The organism is Marisediminicola antarctica (assembly GCF_009930795.1).
Classification (GTDB): domain Bacteria; phylum Actinomycetota; class Actinomycetes; order Actinomycetales; family Microbacteriaceae; genus Marisediminicola; species Marisediminicola antarctica.
The window spans coordinates 442266-459654 of the sequence record NZ_CP017146.1; the positions used below are offsets into that span (position 1 = coordinate 442266).

Below are 17389 nucleotides of genomic sequence, written 5' to 3' on the forward strand. Positions count from 1 at the left end.
CCCGACGACCGGACTCCACTGCGCACAGCCCAGGGAACTAATAGGACTGCGAGGTCACCGTGGCAGAATCCGTCGAGATGGTGCAGCTGCTCTCCGCCGATGGCGTCATGCAGAGCGGCGCCACCGCTGAGGAGTACCTCCCGTACATTGAGAAGCTCAGCGACGACGAGCTGCGCCAGTTCCACCGCGACATGGTCGTCATCCGCCGCTTCGACATCGAGGCCGCGAACCTGCAGCGCCAGGGCCAGCTCGGACTCTGGGTGCCGAGCATGGGGCAGGAGGCCGCCCAGGTCGGCTCCGCCCGGGCTGCACGCGACCACGACCACATCTTCCCGGCGTACCGCGAGCACGCCGTCGCCATGGTGCGTGGCGTCGACGTGCTGGGAATCATCGGTTTGCTGCGCGGAACGACGCACGGCGGCTGGAACCCGGCCGAGTCGAAGAACTTCCACCTCTATACCCTCGTTATCGCCTCACAGACGCTGCACGCCACCGGCTACGCGATGGGCATCGCCCTCGACGGGTTGCACGCGACGGGCGACCCCGACAAGGACGAGGCCGTCATGGTCTACTTCGGTGACGGTGCGACGAGCCAGGGTGACCTCAACGAGGCGCTCGTGTTCGCGGCGAGCTACCAGACCCCCCAGGTCTTCTTCCTGCAGAACAACCACTGGGCCATCTCCGTGCCGGTGAGCGTGCAGTCGCGGGTGCCGCTTGTGCAACGCGCCAGCGGCTTCGGTATCCCGGGCGTGCAGGTCGACGGCAACGACGTTCTCGCGAGCTTCGCCGTGACGGCGAAGAATCTCGACGAGGCTCGCAGCGGCGCCGGACCCCGATTCATCGAGGCGCTGACCTACCGCGTCGGCGCGCACACGTCGTCGGACGACCCCACGAAGTACCGGACGGATGCCGAGCTGCAGTCCTGGATCGCTCGCGACCCGATCACGCGCTTCGAGACCTGGCTGAGGTCGCGCGGCGAGGGCGACGCCTTCTTCGCCGCGGTCGACGAGGAGGCGGAGGACTTCGCTGCCGACATCCGTACCCGCACCTACGAGCTCGGCATCCCGTCTACCGACAAGATGTTCGACCACGTGTACTCGGACCCGCACCCGGTGATCGCGGCGCAGAAGCAGTGGCTCGAGAACTACGAGGCATCGATGGGATCGGACTCATGAGCGAACACCTCATCACGAATACCGACGCGCCGCACCACGCGGGATCTCGCGACGGAGAAGCGCCCCGCCCGGCTCGCAAGGCAGCGGGAACGGCGGAGCTGCCCCTCGCGAAAGCCATCAACGCAGGTCTGCGCAAGGCGATGGGCGACGACAGCAAGGTTCTCCTGATGGGGGAGGACATCGGCCCGCTCGGCGGCGTCTTCCGGGTCACCGAGGGACTTCAGGCCGAATTCGGCGAGAAGCGCGTGCTCGACACGCCCCTCGCCGAGTCCGGCATCATCGGAACGGCGATCGGGCTCGCGATGCGCGGCTACCGGCCCGTGTGCGAGATCCAGTTCGATGGTTTCATCTTCCCCGGCTTCGACCAGATCACCTCGCAGCTCGCCAAGATGACCAACCGGCACGAGGGCCAGGTGCAGATGCCGGTCGTCATCCGCGTTCCCTACGGCGGGCACATCGGCGCGGTCGAGCACCACCAGGAGAGCCCGGAGGCGTACTTCGCCCATACCCCCGGCCTGCGCCTCGTGAGCCCCTCAACCCCGAACGACGCCTATTGGATGATCCAGGAAGCGTGTCGTTCGAACGATCCGGTGATGTTCTTCGAGCCGAAGAGCCGCTACTGGCACAAGGGTCCGGTCGATCTCACCGGCAGCGCAGCTCCGCTTCACACGAGCCGGGTCGTGCGCACAGGCAGCGAGGTGACCCTCGTCGGCCACGGCGCGATGGTGACGGTGCTGCTGCAGGCGGCGGAGCTCGCCGCGTCCGAGGGCACGAGCGTCGAGGTCATCGACCTGCGCTCCCTCTCTCCCATCGACTACTCCCCCATCATCGCGTCGGTGCGCAAGACCGGCCGGCTCGTCGTGGCCTCCGAGGCGCCCGGTTTCGTGAGCGTCTCGTCGGAGATCGCGGCGACCGTGACCGAAGCCGCCTTCTACTCCCTTGAGGCACCCGTGCTGCGGGTATCGGGCTTCGACGCCCCTTTCCCGCCTGCGGGGCTCGAGACGATCTACCTGCCCGACGCTGACCGCGTGCTCGAAGCGGTCGACCGGGCCATGGCCTACTAGGTACGGAAAGACAGTCAACATGAGCAGCCGTGAATTCAACCTCCCCGACGTCGGCGAGGGCCTGACCGAGGCCGAGATCGTCGCGTGGAAGGTCGCCGAGGGCGACACCGTGACCGTCAACCAGGTGCTCGTCGAGATCGAGACCGCCAAGTCGCTCGTCGAGCTGCCGTCGCCGTTCGCCGGTGTTGTGACCAAGCTCCTCGTCGAGGAGGGGACGATGGTCGACATCGGCACGGCGATCATCTCCGTGTCGGATGCCGGTGCGCCGGCGACCCCGGATGCGACCCCGGATGCGGCGCCCGCCAGCGCTGCCGCGCCTGCCGCCGCGCCCGCCCCGTCCAACGACGCGACGGAGACCATCGCCGACACGGCCGCGAGCATCGCCGCCGACGACGACAAGCCGGGTGCGGTGCTCGTCGGCTACGGCATCAAGGGCCACGTCGCACCCCGCCGCAACCGCCAGTCGGCCGCCGACGCACCCCCGACCCGTGCTGCCGCCCGGCCGAGCTCGGTACCCGCGGCATCCGCCTCGGCGATCATCGCCAAGCCGCCGATCCGCAAACTCGCGAAGGACCTTGGCGTTGACCTCGCCACCGTCACCGCGACGGGCCTGGCCGGCGAGATCACGCGCGACGACGTCGTGCGCGAGGCCTCACAGGCGAGCCTGTTCCGCAACATCGAGACGCCCCAGTGGGCGACGGACCGCGAGGAGCGCATTCCGGTGAAGGGCGTGCGCAAGGCGATCGCCTCGACGATGGTCTCCAGCGCCTTCTCCGCGCCGCACGTGAGCCTGTTCGTCGATGTCGACGCCACGCGCACGATGGAATTCGTCAAGCGACTCAAGAACTCCCCCGACTTCGCGGGCGTCAAGGTCTCGCCGCTGCTCATCATGGCGAAGGCGATGATCTGGGCGGTGCGTCGCAATCCAACGGCCAACGCGCAGTGGACCGACGAGGAGATCGTCGTCAAGCACTACGTAAACTTCGGCATCGCGGCGGCGACCCCGCGCGGACTCATCGTGCCGAACATCAAGGAGGCCCAGGACCTCCCCCTGATCGAGCTCGCCCGGGCGATCGAGCAGCTGACCATCACCGCGCGCGAGGGCAGGACCCAGCCGTCGGCGATGGCGGGCGGAACCATCACGATCACCAATATCGGCGTCTTCGGCATGGATACCGGCACCCCGATTCTCAACTCCGACGAGGTCGCCATCGTGGCCCTCGGCACGATCAAGCAGAAGCCATGGGTCGTCGACGGCGAGGTTCGGCCGCGATTCGTGACGACCCTGGGCGCGAGCTTCGACCACCGCGTCGTCGACGGGGACGTCGCGAGCCGCTTCCTGGCCGACGTCGCGAGCATCATCGAGGAACCGGCGCTGCTTCTCGACTGACGCCTCCTCGGCCTTGCCGGAGCGTTTCTTCGCGCTATAGTTGATAACGACACTCATTAGCCCCGTTGGAAAGCTCACCCCATGCGCCCGAAACTCTCGACCGGACTGCTCCTCAGCTCAGTCGCCGCCAGCTCGCTCGTCCTCGCCGGATGCGCGTCGCCGAGCGGTTCGCCCACGACCGACGTCGACCTGCTGCAGGTCGTCGCCTCCACCAACGTCTACGGCGACATCGCCTCCCGTGTGGGCGGCGACCTCGTCGACGTCACGAGCATCATCACCGGCCAGGCGCAGGATCCGCACAGCTACGAAGCATCCGCCCGCGACCAGCTCGCCCTCGCCAAGGCAGACCTGGTGATCGAGAACGGCGGGGGATACGACCCGTTCATCGACACACTCCTCGCGGGCATCGCAACTTCCGAGCGAGTCGTCGTGACCGCGTCGGAGGTATCCGGGCTGCTCGACGGCGACGAGGATCAGGGCGACGACCATGCGACCGATGCCGATGCCGATGCCGATGCCGATGCCGACGCCCACGCTCACGTCGAGGGCTTCAACGAGCACGTCTGGTACAGCTTCCATGCGATGGAGAACCTCGCGAAGGCCCTCGCCGACGAGTTCGGCGACTTCGACCCCGCCAACGAGACCGCCTATGTCGAGAACTACGAGGCCTTCGTGGGCGACCTCGCGCTGCTCGAGGAGCGAGCCGCCGAGCTTCGCGTCAGCGTCGAGGGCAACGGTGTCGCGGTCACCGAACCGGTGCCCGCCTACCTCCTCGAGGAGATCGGGCTGGTGAACCTGACCCCGGATGCCTTCTCGGAGGCCTTCGAGGAGGGTGCCGACGTTCCTCCCGCGGTGTTGCAGGAGACCCTGGCGCTCTTCTCTGCCGGCAGCGTCAGCCTGCTCGCGTACAACGAGCAGACGACCGGCCCGGAGACCGAGCAGGTGCGGGGGGCGGCCGAGGAGGCCGGTGTCGCCGTTGTCTCGTTCTCCGAGACCATGCCCGAAGGCGCCGACTACATCGGCTGGATGACCGACAACCTGGATGCCCTGGCCGATGCCCTCGGTTGAGCGCTCCGATACCCCATACTGATAACGACAATCAACACGCGCCGCGACCACTCCGAGCAGCGCGGTGACAGAAGGAATCCGTGTTCCCCGACACCTCGCCCTCGGTACTGAGCCTGCGATCGGCGACCCTCGCGTTCGACGACCGCATGCTCTGGAAGGGCCTCAACCTCGAGCTGAAGGCTGGCGAGTTCCTCGCGGTGCTCGGCCCGAACGGCACCGGCAAGACCAGCCTGCTCAAGACGATCCTCGGCCAGCAGTCGCTCACCTCCGGCACCATTGAACTGCTTGGCGGGCCAGTCGCCCGCGGCAGTCGGAACATCGGCTACATTCCCCAGCAGAAGCTCCTCGACGACGGCACGCCGCTCCGCGCCCGAGACCTCGTCGCCCTCGGCATCAATGGACACCAGTGGGGACTGCCGCTCTCGACCCGGGCGCTGCGCGAGCGGGTCGACTCGATCCTCGACTCGGTCGGGGCCACCGCATTCGCGAACGTCCCGGTCGCGACGCTCTCGGGAGGCGAGCAGCAGCGCGTCCGGGTCGGTCAGGCCATCGCGGGCAATCCGCGAATCCTGCTCTGCGACGAGCCGCTGCTGTCACTCGACCTCAACCACCAGCGTGCCGTGAGTGAGCTCATCGATTCCAAGCGCCGCGAGCTCAACACTGCGGTGGTTTTCGTGACGCACGACGTGAACCCGATCCTCTCCATGGTCGACCGGGTGCTCTACCTCGCCGGCGGGATGTTCCGCATCGGGACCCCCGACGAGGTCATGCGCAGCGAGGTGCTCTCGTACATGTACGACACCCCCGTCGAGGTCATTCGCAGCCGCGGCCGGATCATCGTCGTGGGTGCCCCCGACGGCTATGGGGCGCACGACCACGACCTCCACCACGTGGGAGAGGGACACCACTGATGGGCGACATCTTCGACTTCTCCAACTATGGCGAACTGCTCCTGCTCGTGCAGAACTCGATCTACGCCGGCGCCCTCCTGGGTGTCGTCGGTGGCCTCATCGGCGTCTTCGTGATGATGCGCGACCTGCCGTTCGCGGTGCACGGCATCAGCGAGCTCTCCTTTGCGGGGGCCGCGGCCGCCCTTCTGCTCGGTGCCAACGTCGTGATCGGGTCGACGATTGGATCGCTCCTGGCCGCGCTGCTGATCGGCGTGCTGGGCGTACGGGCGAGGGAACGCAACTCGATCATCGCCGTGCTCATGCCGTTCGGCCTCGGCCTCGGCATCCTGTTCCTCGCCCTCTATGAGGGGCGCAGCGCCAACAAGTTCGGCCTGCTCACCGGGCAGATCGTCTCCGTCGACAACGAGCAGCTCGGCCTGTTGATCGGCATTTCGGTGCTCGTCGTCATCGGGCTCATGATCATGTGGCGTCCGCTGACCTTCGCGAGCGTGGACGCGGATGTCGCCAGGGCGCGCGGCCTGCCCGTCAGGGCGCTGTCGGTCGCCTTCATGATCCTGCTCGGCCTCGCGGTCGCAGTGTCGATCCAGGTGGTCGGGGCCCTGCTCGTGATGGCGCTCCTCGTGACACCGGCGGCCGCCGCGATGCGCGTGACCTCGTCACCGCTGCTCACACCGCTGCTCAGCGTCGTGTTCGCAGTCGTGGCGATGGTCGGCGGCATCCTCCTCGCGCTCGGTGGCGGCCTGCCGATCAGCCCGTTCGTCACCACGATCTCGTTCCTCATCTACGTCGTCTGCCGCATCGTCGGGGCCCGGATGCCGAAGGCGAGACGCTCGGGAGAACCGTCCGGTGTCGTGTTCGCCGGGACGAGCGCCGCGGTGCTGCCGCGTTAGAATCGTTCTCATGAAGCGGAACACCTGGCAACGCGAAGCCGTGCGCGAAGCGCTCGGCAGCAACGAGGGGTTCGTCAGCGCGCAGGGCCTCCACTCGAGCCTGCGCGAGGCGGGATCCTCGATTGGGCTCGCGACCGTGTACCGCGCCCTCGCGGACCTCGCCACCGAGGGCGAGGCGGACTCGCTGCAGTCCGACCAGGGCAAGAGCCTGTACCGCGCCTGCACCCCCGGCCAGCACCACCACCACCTGATCTGCCGCAACTGCGGTCTCACGGTTGAGATCGAGGCGGATGCCGTGGAGGCGTGGGCGCACACGGTCGCCTCCGACAACGGCTTCACCCAGGCCAGCCACATCGTCGACGTCTTCGGCCTCTGCGCGAGCTGCAGCGCCTCACCCGCTGCGCTCGCCCACGGGGCTTAAGGCCGTGTCGCTGCTGGCCCGGCGCGTCTAACGTCGCGTACACGGGCGCGCACCGCTGCGGCCCGACGACGAGAGGCGACAGCATGCGCGATCAGCACGTGGTCTGGTTCGAGGACATCTCACTGGGAGACATCCCGCAGGTGGGAGGCAAGAACGCGTCGCTGGGAGAGATGGTCGGCGCGCTCGCCGCGAGCGGGGTTCAGGTTCCCCCCGGGTTCGCCACGACGGCGGATTCCTATCGGGCCTTCCTCGTCGCGGGCGACCTCGAACCGGCAATTCGAGACCTGCTGGAGCGCTACCGGCTGGGCGACGCGTCGTTGCGGGTGACCGGGGCGGCGATCCGCGAACTCTTCCTCGACAGCCAGTTCCCCGAGGACATCGCCGACGACATCCGCACGGCCTATCGAACCCTCGCCGACCGGGCCGGAATCGACAACCCGCCCGTCGCCGTGCGCAGCAGCGCCACCGCCGAGGACCTGCCCGACGCGAGCTTCGCCGGGCAGCAGGAGACCTTCCTGAACGTCCGCGGAGTGCGCGATCTGCTCGACACCTGCCGCCGCTGCTACGCCTCGCTGTTCACCGACCGGGCGATCAGCTATCGCGAGGCAAAGGGCTTCGACCACCTCGAGGTCGCCCTCTCGATCGGCATCCAGCGCATGGTGCGGTCGGATGTCGGGGGGTCGGGGGTCATGTTCTCGATCGATACCGACACGGGGTTCCCGAACGCGATCGTCATCAGTGCCGCCTGGGGGCTCGGCGAGACGGTGGTGCAGGGCACAGTCGATCCGGACAAGTACCTCGTCTTCACCCCGTTGCTCGCGGATGCGGGGGTGACCCCGATCATCGAGAAGACCGTCGGCGGCAAGGCGAGCAAGATGGTCTACGGCGCAGGCGGCAGCGCACGCATACGCCTCGTCGATACGACCGAGCGGGAGCGCCGCGCGCTCGTTCTCGACGACAGCGAGATCGTGCAGCTCGCGCGCTGGGCGGCGATCGTAGCCGAGCACTACGGCCGCCCGATGGACATGGAGTGGGCCAAGGACGGACTCACCGGCGAGCTGTTCCTCGTGCAGGCGCGGCCGGAGACCGTGCAGGCGGGCAAGGCGGCCGACCGGTTCACCGTGCATCGCCTCGTTGAGTCCGGGCGGGTGCTCGTGACCGGCGCAGCAATCGGCGAATCGATCGCGGTGGGCGAGGCCTGTGTCATCCGCAGCTCCGCCGACATCGAGAAATTCCGCGACGGCGCCATTCTGGTCACCGAAATGACCGACCCGGACTGGGTTCCGATCATGAGGCGCGCGGCGGGAATCGTCACTGACCACGGCGGGGCGACGAGCCACGCGGCGATCGTCAGCCGGGAGCTCGGGGTGCCGGCCATTGTCGGCACGGGGACGGCGACGGTCGACCTCGCGGAGGGGTCGACGATCACGCTCTCCTGCGCGGAGGGAGACGAGGGGCACGTGTACGAGGGCGCACTCGCGTTCGAGACCGAGGAGGTCGATTTGGGCGACGTCCCGCGCACCCGGACGCGGGTCATGGTCAACGTCGCGAGCCCGGCAGCGGCGTTCCAGTGGTGGCGCCTCCCCGCCGACGGCGTCGGGCTGGCACGGATGGAATTCATCATCAACAACCTCATCAAGGTGCACCCGATGGCGCTCGTGCACCCGGAGCGGGTCGCGCAGAAGGATCGCGAGCTGATCACCGAGCTCAGCCGCGGCTTCGCGGGTCCGCAGGACTATTTCGTGCAGACGCTCGCCCGCGGCATCGCCAAGCTCGCGGCGCCGTACTACCCGAATCCCGTGATCGTGCGGTTGAGCGACTTCAAGACGAACGAGTACGCCCACCTGATCGGCGGCGGCGTGTTCGAGCGCGCCGAGGAGAACCCGATGCTCGGTTTCCGCGGCGCATCGCGCTACTACGACCCGCGTTACCGCGAGGGCTTCGCGCTCGAGTGCCGGGCGCTCAAGCGGGTGCGCGAGCACATGGGCTTCACGAACGTGATCGTCATGGTGCCGTTCTGCCGCACCCCCGCGGAGGCCGACCGGGTGCTCGAGACCATGGCGCAGAACGGTCTGGTGCGGGGCGAGAACGGTCTCAAGGTCTACATGATGTGTGAGATCCCGTCGAACGTGATCCTCGCGGAGCTGTTCGCGACGAGGTTCGACGGCTTCTCGATCGGCTCGAACGACCTCACCCAGCTCGTGCTCGGAGTCGACCGCGACTCTGAGGAGCTCGCGGGGCTCTTCGACGAGCGCGACGAGGCCGTGACGAGGTCGATCAGCGAAGCGATCCGCAAGGCGCACGAGGCAGGCATCCCCATCGGCATCTGCGGGCAGGGCCCGAGCAACCACCCCGACTTCGCGGCGTTCCTGGTACGCGAGGGCATCGACTCGATCTCGCTCAACCCCGACAGCTTCCTGCGCACGGTGCACCTGATCGCGGATGCCGAGACCGCGACGCTGCAGGCGGCGCGCTGACCCGGTGCGCCCGCGCGAGCTTGCAGTGCGGCAGCGGCATCCGTAAGATAGTCCCTTGGCTGGGCGGTATCTACGCTCGCTTCGTACGCCGACCCCCTCGTTTCGTTATTCGGGGGTTCTGCGCGTGCCGACAAGAGATCTTGGGTAGGGCACTCGTCCTACGGTAGTCAAGGAGAGAATTATGGCAGCAACCTGCCAAGTAACCGGAGCCATTCCCGGCTTCGGTCACAACATTTCGCACTCGCACCGGCGCACCAAGCGCCGCTTCGACCCGAACGTGCAGAAGAAGACGTACTACGTTCCGTCTCTGCGCCGCAAGGTCACTCTGACCCTCAGTGCCAAGGGGATCAAGGTCATTGACGCCCGCGGCATCGAGACCGTGGTCAAGGACATCCTGGCCCGTGGGGAGAAAATCTAATGGCTAAGCACCAGGACGTACGTCCGATCATCAAGCTCCGCTCGACGGCGGGCACCGGCTACACGTATGTGACGAAGAAGAACCGTCGCAACGACCCAGACCGTCTCGTGCTGAAGAAGTACGACCCAGTAGTGCGCAAGCACGTCGAATTCCGCGAGGAGCGCTAACCATGGCGAAGAAGAGCATGATTGCCAAGAACGAGCAGCGCAAGGTCATCGTCGCGCGCTACGCGACGAAGCGCCTCGAGCTGAAGAAGGCACTCGTCGACCCCGCGTCGACGGATGCCGAGCGTGAGGCCGCACGCCTCGGACTGCAGAAGCTCCCCCGTGACGCCTCGCCCGTGCGCCTTCGTGGCCGCGACGCGATCGACGGACGCCCGCGTGGGTACCTCAAGCAGTTCGGCGTTTCGCGCGTTCGATTCCGCGAGATGGCGCACCGGGGCGAGTTGCCCGGTATCACCAAGTCAAGCTGGTAAATTACAGTCGGATCCTCGGGTTCTACGCCCGGGGTCATGAATTGACCATCAGTCACTCGACTGTTTCACCGATCGAGCAGACCTGTATTGCAACAAAAGTCCGAGGAGGACACAAATGGCTGACAAGTCACTGAACCGCACCGAGCTCGTCGCAGCAGTAGCCGCAGAGTCTGGCCAGAGCCAGGCCGCAGTGAACGGCGTGCTCGACGCACTGTTCTCGACCCTCGCGACCTCGGTCGGCGAAGGCACCAAGGTCACGATCCCGGGATGGCTCGCCATTGAGCGCACCCACCGTGCCGCTCGCGCCGGACGCAACCCGTCCACGGGTGAGGCCATCCAGATCGCCGCCGGATACGGTGTCAAGGTCAGCGCCGGCAGCAAGCTCAAGGCCGCCGCGAAGTAACTCAGCCTCACAACGAAGGGGATGACGTCCGAGAGGGCGTCATCCCCTTCGTCGTTCCCGCCGCGCTGTCTCGCTGGCCTTTCATCATTCAGGAGTTGTCGGGCTGAACAGTGTTTGTGGCCTTTCATCATTCAGGAGTTGTCGGGCTGAAGGGTGTCTGTTGCGTTTCGTTATTCAGGAGCGGGACGTGAGTCACGGCTCTATTTTGCTCTTGCGGGCCGGATGCTGGGGGATAGGGCATCCGGGCACCGAAGTGTCCTGAATTATGAGGCCCAGGTCCGGCTTTCACTCCTGAATTATGAAAGCCGGCTACCGCTCCAGCTCCTGAATAATGAAAGCCGGGCGGGGCCGGGCGGGGCGGCGCGATGCGGGTTTCGCGCCCAGCTTGCTCACCTAGGCTGGTGGACGTGTCTCGGCCTCTTCGCATCCTCGGACCGGCCCTCCTACTGGCCGTCGCACTGGTCAGCCTGCTCGCGGCCCTCGAGTTCGGGGGCGCCGCCGCGGCTCCCGCCCTCGCCGACCCGGGCGCGCTTGTGCGCTACGGACTGCCGATCTCCAAGCTGTTCGTCAACATCGGTGCCGCCGGCACCATCGGCGCCCTCGTGCTAGTGAGTTTCGCACTCAGCCGCGACAAGCCCGAGTTTGACCGGGCTCTCGATTTCGCCGCCGGATCCGCCGCTTTCTGGACCGTCGCCTCCGCCGCCACGGGCTTCTTCACCTTCCTGAACGTGTACCTCGAGCCGTTGTCGTTCGACGCCCGGTTCGGGGAGCTGCTCGGTGCCTTCTTCACCGAGGTGGATTTCGGCCAGGCCTGGCTCGCCACCACCCTCATCGCCGCCGTCACGACGGTGCTGTGCTTCGCGGTGCGAGGCAGAACACTACTGCTGTTCGTCACCGTCTTCGCGATCGCCGGCCTCGTGCCGATGGCGCAGCAGGGCCACGCCGCGGGTGCCGCCGGCCACGACGCCGCGATCTCCTCGCTCGGCCTGCACCTCGTCTTCGCGGCGATCTGGCTCGGCGGACTGCTCACGATCGTCGCGATCCGCTCGAAGATCGACCCGGACCGCCTCGGCACGATCGTCGGCCGCTACTCCTCGTTCGCCCTCGTGAGCTTCATCGTCGTCGCGGTCTCCGGCTACGTGAACGCGTCGTTGCGGGTGGGCTCCCTCGATGGGCTGCTGCGCCCCTACGGCATCCTGGTGGTGGTCAAGGTAGTCGCGCTCATCGCCCTGGGCCTGTTCGGGGCGGTCCAACGCCGGTTCCTGATCGGACGGATGCTGCGCGACGGCGCCACGCGCGGCCGCGCCTTCTGGTGGCTCATCAGCGCCGAGTTCGCGTTTATGGGCATCGCCTCCGGTGTGGCCGCAGCCCTCGCCCGCACCGACCCGCTCGTGCCCCAGGTGCTCGTGACGACGACACCGGCCTACATTCTCACGGGGGAGCCGCTGCCGCCGGAGGCGACTCCGCTGCGCTACCTCACCGAGTGGCGCTTCGACGTGATCTGGGTGCTCGCTGTGGCCTTCCTCGCCTTCTTCTACCTCGCCGGGGTCTGGCGGCTGCACAAGCGCGGCGACACGTGGCCGATCCACCGCACGATCCTCTGGCTCGCCGGACTCGCGCTGCTCTTCTACGTCACCAACGGTGGGCTCAACGTCTACGAGAAGTACCTGTTCAGCGCCCACATGCTCGCCCACATGATCCTCGGGATGATGATCCCGGTGCTCCTTGTGCCGGCCGCCCCGGCGACCCTCGCGCTGCGGGCGATCGCCAAGCGCGCCGACGGCAGCCGCGGCCCACGCGAATGGATCATGATCGCGGTGCACTCGAGAATCGCCGGCCTACTGGCGAACCCCATCATCGCCGCGGTCATCTTCGCCGGCTCCCTCTGGCTGTTCTACTACTCCCCGCTGTTCAGCTGGGCGACGACCGACCACATCGGCCACCAATGGATGCTCGTGCACTTCCTCATCACCGGCTACCTCTTCGTGCAGTCCCTCATCGGCGTTGACCCCGTGCCCTACCGCGCGCCCTACCCTCTGCGGCTCGTGCTGCTGCTCGGCACCATGGCGTTCCACGCATTCTTCGGCCTCTCGCTGATGACCGGAACGGGACTCCTGCTCGCCGACTGGTACGGCGCGATGGGCCGCCCCTGGGGTGTCTCGGCGCTTGCCGACCAACAGACGGCCGGCGGAATCGCGTGGAGTGTCGGCGAGATTCCAACGATCATTCTCGCGATCGTCGTCGCCGTCATGTGGTCGCGCAGCGACACCAAGGAGGCGAAGCGGCTCGACCGCAAGGCGGCGCGCGACGGCGACGTGGACCTCACCGACTATAACCAGATGCTCGAGAAGCTCAGCCACCGGTGACGGCGTCGATCACGACTCGGCCGTCGCCCGGGAACGTGATCAGGTAGCCGATCGTGAACGGCACGTCGTCGTCGAATGTCGACCGGGTGCCATCGAAGAGCGACTGAACGCCGACGACCAGGTGGGCGGTGCCGGCCGTCTCCGGCACCCGCCAGGTGCCCGGGGTGTCGCCCGGCAGGATCGTCACGACCGGGTAGCTTGCGATCGTCCACTCGGGGACGCCCTCGACCCGGTTCGCGATTCTCTCGCCGAAGGGGCATCCGGTCGGCTGGAGCACCGACTGGGTTGCGCACCCGTCGAGCAGCGCGTCGAGCTCGCCCTGGACGAGGTCGACGAACTCCTCGTTCGCGCGCGAGTTCACGGTCGCCAGGGCCATCGACCCCGGCTCGAGCACAATGAGCCGCTCCGCGTCCGCGGTGAGCAGCTCCGAGTCGTGGCCGAGCGCGAAGACGCCCGGGGTGAGTACGTGGTACGCGCTCGCGGCGGCCGCCCCGTTGGTCGCCTCGAGGGTCAGCTCGTTGGCGTCGAACTCCGAGTTGTGCTGCGGGACAACCTCGAGGATGCCTGTCGGGCTTGTCTCGAACGCCCACGAGTCGAAGAACCCGAGCCGGGCGGATGCCGGTGTGACGGCGAACGACGTGCTGCCGGGCGTTCCGTCGAGCTCGAACGAGAACTCGACCACGGTCGTCCCGCCAACACCGGCGGTGCTGCCCACGTGCTCGATCTCGGTGAGCTCGCCGAGGGCATCCGCGGTCAGGAGCTCGCGCGAGGCGGGACCGGCCAGAGTCACGCCGGGCGTCTGGAGTGCCGCGTCGACATCATGCCGGGCGAGCGCAGACAGGTAGGAGCGCACAAAGCCGTCCGCGCTGTACAGGCTCGCGTTGAGGCCGACGACGGTACCGGCGAACGCGAGCAGGATCAGGGTCACAACGATGCCCCAGCGGATCGCCCATCGACGGATCGGGTCGGGCCTGCGCTCGACCCCGTCCCCGATCACCATTGGGCCCCCGATCACCATGGGGCAATCCTAAGCGGGGAGCTTCCCCCTGATCGTCGCCGCTCCGCGGTGGCGCTCGTCCCGGCCCGGTAGTCTGGGCGCAATGATCGGCAACACTGACGAGGACCGCGCGTGAGCAGCTCCCCGATTACCCTCTCCGCCGAACAGCAGGCCCTGTTCGACGCGATCGAGACCACCCGCGAACACATCTTCGTGACCGGTCGTGCCGGCACCGGCAAGTCGACGCTGTTGAACCACCTGTCGTGGAACACCTCGAAGCAGATCGTGATTTGCGCCCCGACCGGCGTCGCGGCGCTCAACGTCGGCGGGCAGACCATCCACTCGCTCTTCCGCCTGCCGATCGGCGTGATCGCCGACCGCAAGATCGAGCAGAACGCCGACGTGCGCAAGCTGCTCAACACGATCGAGACCCTCGTGATCGACGAGGTCTCGATGGTCAACGCCGACCTGCTCGACGCCATCGACCGGGCGCTGCGGCAGGCGCGCCAGCGACCGCTCGAGGCGTTTGGGGGAGTGCAGGTCGTGCTGTTCGGCGACCCGTACCAACTCGCGCCGGTGCCGGGGGATGCCGACGAGCGCGCCTACTTCGCCGACCAGTACCGTTCGATGTGGTTCTTCGACGCGAAGGTGTGGGACGAGGCCGACCTGCGCATCTTCGAGCTCAACACCATCCACCGCCAGCACGAGGAAGAGTTCAAGGCGATGCTCAACGCCGTGCGCCACGGCTCGGTGACGGCCGAGATCGCGGGGCGCCTCAACGAGACGGGCGCGCGGCCGGCACCGGCATCCGGGGCCATCACGCTCGCGACCCGAAACGACACGGTCAACGCGATCAACGCGAGAGCCCTCGCCGGACTGCCGGGGCGCGTGCTCACCGCCAAGGCCGAGATCACCGGCGAATTCGGGGGCCGCGCGTTCCCAGCGGATGATGCGCTGCAGCTCAAGGTGGGTGCGCGTGTGATGTTCCTGCGCAACGATGCCGACCAGCGCTGGGTCAACGGGTCGGTGGGAACGGTCACCGCCATCTCGTCGACCGTCTTCGTCGAGGTCGACGGCGAGGAGCACCAGGTGCAGCCGGCGATCTGGGAGAAGTTCAAGTATTCCTACTCGCCGGCGACGAAGGAGCTCAAGCGCGACATCGTCGCCGAGTTCCAGCAGTTTCCGCTGCGCCTGGCCTGGGCGGTGACGATCCACAAGTCGCAGGGCAAGACCTATGACCGGGCGATCGTCGACCTCGGCCAGCGCTCGTTCGCGCCCGGCCAGACCTATGTCGCGCTCAGCCGCATCGCGGCGCTCGAGGGCCTGTTCCTGACCAGGCCGCTGAGGCCGTCGGACATCATCGTCGACCGAGACGTTCGCCGTTTTATGGAGAAGGCGCAGGCGATCCCTGCGATCCGGGCCTGAGACGGCTCGCCGAAGGCGGCTAGTGGTCGCCGTGCTCCGGGAGGCGGATGCCGGTGAGCGTGCCGCTTCCGCCATCCTCGGGGGGCACGAGGTCGGCGTCGTGGCTGCCGTGCGGCTGGGCGTAACGGCCCGCTTCGGTCGCGGCCAGCGCCGGGGTCGTGAGCGCGCCGACGAGCAGGGCGCCAGCCATGAGACCGACCAGATAGCGGCCGGCGCTCGGCAGAGCGGGCACCGTGGCGGTGCCGCCGGCATTCCGCACCCGGCGCAGGTGGGTGGCGAGAACCGCGGCGACGAAGAGTTCGAGAATCGACGCGACCGCCATGGGCAGCAGCGGCAGCGACGCCGCGAGCCAGGCCGCGTCGAGCATAGTGGCGACGACGACGAGGAGGCTCCACGCCACAAGCGGGGCGATCGCGACAACGCCGGCCACCCGCGGGGTCGGAACGGACTCCCTCGCGAAGGTGGCGACGCCCCACGCGATCTCGGTGACCCCGAGTAGGAGCACGACGGCGGCGATCGGAAGGGGAGAGCTGATGACCAGCGCCAGATGAACCAGTCCGGCCCCGATCGCGGCGAATCCCAGCCACGTGCGAACGATCTGCGACATGGTCGCCCTCCTCTTCTCGATCGGCGCGAACGCCGTGCCTGTGATGGGACGGCGCCGCGGTGGCGGCGCCGTCCCGCTCCTGCCGGTGCGGCTACGCGCGCGCGGCGCGCACCTTCTTGTCGGCACCCAGGCCGACGGCGAGCAGCACGGCGGCGCTCGCGAAGTGCAGCACGTTGTCGGCCGCGTTGATGGCGAGGATGTTGGCCGACGTGCCGATAAGGAAGAGGCCGACGATACCGAGCAGCAGGTAGGCGGCTCCAACGGCGATGTTCACGCCGCGCGCGGCGGCGACGTTCGACACACCGGCGATGAGCAGTGCGGCACCGATCAACAGGTGCGCGACGTTGTGGAACACGTTCACCTCGAACAGGCCGAGTAGCAGCCCGCCGGACGTGTCGAAGAAGCTGACGCCTCCCGTGACGGTGAAGCCCAGCAGGCCGACGAGCAGGTAGACGACACCGAAGACGGTGGCGAGCAGACGATTGGGTGACTTGGTCATGATTGTGCCTCCTAAACACGAGCCCGACGGATGTCGCGCGTACCAGTCATTCGTACCCCGGTTCCAAGCGGATTGGTTGCATTAAGGGCGAACCGCTTTCGAGTCGGCGTGGAGCGCAGCCCCAGCCAGCTACTCCAGAAGGTGGAGTTCGAGGAATCTTGCTGCTCTCGCGTAGGCGAGGGAGGCGGACTGGGCGTGGAGCGATCTCGGGATCGTCGCGTTCGCGAAGCCGTGCCGGGTGCCGGGGTAGGCATACCGGCTGACCGGTGTGCCGTGCTCCTTGAGTCGATCGACGAAGGAGTCGGGATCCTGGCCCTCGGCCCAGTCGTCGTTGGCGGCAAGGTGCAGCTGCACCGGGCAGGGGATGACGCCGTGGTCCTTGCCCTCAAGGCTCGCGTAGTAGGCGACCACGGCATCCGCCGACCCGGCCTGGGCGTGCAGGAGCGCGATCCAGCCGCCCATGGCGAACCCGATGACGCCCACCCGGTCGGAGCCCTGCGCGCGGCCCTCCTCGATGGCATCGTCGATGAGGGAGAGGGCGAAGCCGACGTCGAGCTCGTCGAGCAGCCGCTGCGCCGTGACCTCGTCGGTCGTCGCGACCCCGTTGTACAGGTCGGGAACGACCACCCGGAACCCGTGCCGTACAAGCGCCTCGGCGTAGAAACCGAGGCTCGGCAGCCGGCCGAACCAGTCGTGAATCAGGACGACGATCGGGTTGCCGGGCTCGCCGTACTCGAGCGCCACCCCGGGGGAGGGGATCGGCACGATCTCGGTCATGATCACACCCTACCCAGCCCGCGGCG

The 17389-nt window shown here is 67.6% G+C and carries 18 protein-coding genes; 14 read left to right on the forward strand and 4 right to left on the reverse strand.

Annotated features, from left to right (window positions below):
* The first annotated feature begins 77 nt into the window (after nt 1-77).
* The 13 genes from BHD05_RS02095 (at nt 78) to BHD05_RS02155 (ending at nt 13058) form a co-directional block, all read left to right on the forward strand.
* Entirely contained in the window at nt 78-1175 is a 1098-nt protein-coding gene (locus tag BHD05_RS02095) for a thiamine pyrophosphate-dependent dehydrogenase E1 component subunit alpha (protein WP_161887305.1), read from the forward strand.
* Between the two features lie 140 nt (nt 1176-1315).
* Nucleotides 1316-2239 (forward strand): alpha-ketoacid dehydrogenase subunit beta, encoded by a 924-nt coding sequence (locus tag BHD05_RS02100; protein WP_236966720.1) that lies wholly within the window; start codon nt 1316-1318, stop codon nt 2237-2239.
* Between the two features lie 19 nt (nt 2240-2258).
* The gene (locus BHD05_RS02105) at nt 2259-3629 is read left to right on the forward strand and encodes a dihydrolipoamide acetyltransferase family protein (RefSeq protein WP_161884954.1); all 1371 of its coding nucleotides are present in this window, start codon (nt 2259-2261) and stop codon (nt 3627-3629) included.
* Nucleotides 3630-3710: 81 nt separating this feature from the next.
* Nucleotides 3711-4697, forward strand: coding sequence for a metal ABC transporter solute-binding protein, Zn/Mn family (locus BHD05_RS02110; RefSeq protein WP_161884955.1), 987 nt, complete (start codon nt 3711-3713; stop codon nt 4695-4697).
* Nucleotides 4698-4843: 146 nt separating this feature from the next.
* A complete protein-coding gene (locus BHD05_RS02115) occupies nt 4844-5608 on the forward strand; it encodes a metal ABC transporter ATP-binding protein (protein WP_161887306.1) in 765 nt (254 codons plus the stop codon).
* The gene (locus BHD05_RS02120) at nt 5608-6498 is read left to right on the forward strand and encodes a metal ABC transporter permease (protein WP_161884956.1); all 891 of its coding nucleotides are present in this window, start codon (nt 5608-5610) and stop codon (nt 6496-6498) included. Before BHD05_RS02115 ends, BHD05_RS02120 begins: the two co-directional genes overlap by 1 nt.
* Before the next feature lie 10 nt (nt 6499-6508).
* Nucleotides 6509-6919, forward strand: coding sequence for a Fur family transcriptional regulator (locus tag BHD05_RS02125; RefSeq protein ID WP_161884957.1), 411 nt, complete (start codon nt 6509-6511; stop codon nt 6917-6919).
* A gap of 83 nt (nt 6920-7002) precedes the next feature.
* On the forward strand, nt 7003-9396 hold the full coding sequence (ppsA, locus tag BHD05_RS02130; protein ID WP_161884958.1) for a phosphoenolpyruvate synthase: 2394 nt from the start codon (nt 7003-7005) through the stop codon (nt 9394-9396).
* 181 nt (nt 9397-9577) lie between these two features.
* Nucleotides 9578-9814: a 50S ribosomal protein L28 gene (rpmB, locus tag BHD05_RS02135; protein WP_161884959.1), complete on the forward strand. Its 237-nt coding sequence runs from the start codon at nt 9578-9580 to the stop codon at nt 9812-9814.
* Complete coding sequence (gene rpmG, locus BHD05_RS02140) at nt 9814-9981, forward strand: 50S ribosomal protein L33 (RefSeq protein WP_161884960.1); 168 nt, start codon at nt 9814-9816, stop codon at nt 9979-9981. The genes rpmB and rpmG overlap by 1 nt, the downstream gene beginning before the upstream one ends.
* 2 nt (nt 9982-9983) lie before the next feature.
* Entirely contained in the window at nt 9984-10289 is a 306-nt protein-coding gene (rpsN, locus tag BHD05_RS02145) for a 30S ribosomal protein S14 (protein ID WP_161884961.1), read from the forward strand.
* 115 nt (nt 10290-10404) lie between these two features.
* Nucleotides 10405-10692, forward strand: coding sequence for an HU family DNA-binding protein (locus BHD05_RS02150; protein WP_161884962.1), 288 nt, complete (start codon nt 10405-10407; stop codon nt 10690-10692).
* Between the two features lie 407 nt (nt 10693-11099).
* Nucleotides 11100-13058, forward strand: a complete 1959-nt coding sequence (locus BHD05_RS02155; RefSeq protein WP_202614270.1) for a bifunctional copper resistance protein CopD/cytochrome c oxidase assembly protein — start codon at nt 11100-11102, stop codon at nt 13056-13058.
* Here BHD05_RS02155 and BHD05_RS02160 read toward each other — a convergent pair.
* Nucleotides 13045-14076 carry a hypothetical protein gene (locus tag BHD05_RS02160; RefSeq protein WP_161884964.1) on the reverse strand — a complete coding sequence of 344 codons (1032 nt, stop codon included), beginning with the start codon at nt 14074-14076 and terminating at the stop codon, nt 13045-13047. The two genes, BHD05_RS02155 and BHD05_RS02160, sit on opposite strands and share 14 nt — an antisense overlap.
* 111 nt (nt 14077-14187) lie before the next feature.
* Between BHD05_RS02160 and BHD05_RS02165 the strand changes: the two genes are divergently transcribed.
* Nucleotides 14188-15480: an ATP-dependent DNA helicase gene (locus BHD05_RS02165; protein ID WP_161884965.1), complete on the forward strand. Its 1293-nt coding sequence runs from the start codon at nt 14188-14190 to the stop codon at nt 15478-15480.
* Nucleotides 15481-15499: 19 nt separating this feature from the next.
* Here BHD05_RS02165 and BHD05_RS02170 read toward each other — a convergent pair whose 3' ends face one another.
* From BHD05_RS02170 to BHD05_RS02180, 3 genes are all read right to left on the reverse strand, one after another.
* Complete coding sequence (locus BHD05_RS02170) at nt 15500-16087, reverse strand: hypothetical protein (protein ID WP_161884966.1); 588 nt, start codon at nt 16085-16087, stop codon at nt 15500-15502.
* A 91-nt stretch (nt 16088-16178) separates the two neighbouring features.
* The gene (locus BHD05_RS02175) at nt 16179-16586 is read right to left on the reverse strand and encodes a DUF4383 domain-containing protein (protein WP_161884967.1); all 408 of its coding nucleotides are present in this window, start codon (nt 16584-16586) and stop codon (nt 16179-16181) included.
* A gap of 129 nt (nt 16587-16715) precedes the next feature.
* Nucleotides 16716-17363, reverse strand: a complete 648-nt coding sequence (locus tag BHD05_RS02180) for a dienelactone hydrolase family protein (RefSeq protein WP_161884968.1) — start codon at nt 17361-17363, stop codon at nt 16716-16718.
* Nucleotides 17364-17389 lie beyond the last annotated feature (26 nt).